The sequence below is a fragment of the Sphingobacterium alimentarium genome (assembly GCF_004342685.1).
Lineage (GTDB): Bacteria > Bacteroidota > Bacteroidia > Sphingobacteriales > Sphingobacteriaceae > Sphingobacterium > Sphingobacterium alimentarium.
Map to the genome: position 1 here is coordinate 1 of NZ_SMBZ01000100.1, position 1,478 is coordinate 1,478.

1 protein-coding gene is annotated in these 1,478 nt (G+C 37.7%); it reads left to right on the forward strand.

Translation table 11 applies throughout. The annotated features are described in order from the left end of the window. Window positions 1-77 precede the first annotated feature (77 nt). Window positions 78-1,478: IS1634 family transposase (locus EDC17_RS16725; RefSeq protein ID WP_165894456.1), on the forward strand; the 1,401-nt coding region annotated here is incomplete at its 3' end.

Consider the following 1,478-nt stretch of genomic DNA (forward strand, 5'->3'; position numbering starts at 1 on the left):
GCGTTGATTTATTGTTCTTTGCATATTTCGAGTCACCAAAAAGGGTGACTCGAAATGATAATATGGTATCTTTAAGGATGTTTGTCCGTAAAAAAAGGAATAATTCTGGTACCACTAGCATTGTTGTAGTGGTCAAAACGAATGGCAAGTTTAAGGTTGTAAAAACCATTGGCATTGCTAAGGATGAGGCTGAGATTGATCAATTTTATAAAGAGGGTAAGCTGTGGGCTGATCGCCAAGTGAAAGGTGGGGATATATTCCAACAACACAGCCAAGAGACGGAAGAGAGGGTGGTAGCGGATTTCTTACTTTCTAATATTGAAAATATCTTACAAAATGGTACCCAGTTGATTCTCAATAGAGTTTATGACTCAATTGGATATCATGCGATAGACGATTATATTTTGAGGCAATTGGTTATCTCACGACTAAATCAGCCGATGAGCAAATCTGCTACGATTGAATACCTAAAGTCGCATTTTGACGAAGATCTTCATTTAGATAAAATCTATCGGTATATGGACAAGCTCTATAATACGCAACAGGATACCATTCAAAAAATAAGCGTTGAACACACAAGAAAGATCTTAGGAGGTAAAATTGGCTTAATGTTTTATGATGTGACCACGCTGTATTTTGAGTCAGATTATGGTGATGGGTTTAGGGAAGCTGGTTTTTCTAAAGATGGTAAGCACAGCCAACCTCAAATAGTATTAGGTCTATTAGTGAGCTCGGATGGATACCCTTTATCTTATTCCATGTTCAATGGTACACAATATGAGGGGCATACCATGATTCCAATTGTAGATGATTTTGTACGCAGGTTTCAGCTAGAAGATTTTGTACTAGTTGCAGATTCTGGTTTAATCAATAAGAAGAATGTGGATTTTCTTAGGACTCACGGTTATAATTACATTATAGGTGCCCGGATAAAAAGTGTAAGTAAAACAGAGCGAGATTGGCTGCTATCGCTGCCAAAGGCTGATGGCCATTTTCATGAAACAAAGGTTGCAAATGGCAGACTGATTGTAGGTTATTCAGAGAAACGCGCCAAAAAAGATGCTTACAACAGGACAAAGGGGATTAGCCGTTTGGAAAAATCCTTTAAAGCAGGAACCATTTCTAAGGAAAATATAAACAAGCGCGGTTATAATAAATTTTTGGTGATCTCAAAAGACGTCCAGGTAAGCATCGACAAAAGTAAAATAGAAGAGGATGCAAAATGGGATGGTTTGAAAGGGTATATCACTAATACAGACTTATCAGCAGCTGAGGTCTACGATCAATATAGCAGTCTATGGCAGGTTGAACGAGCTTTTAGGATTACTAAGGGAACCATTGAAATGAGGCCGATGTTCCATTTCACACCTAAACGAATAGAAGCTCATGTATGTGTCTGTTTTGTTGCTTACAAGGTTTATAAAGAGCTAGAACGTATACTAAAGGAAAACAACTATAAATTAAGCGTAGATAAGGTC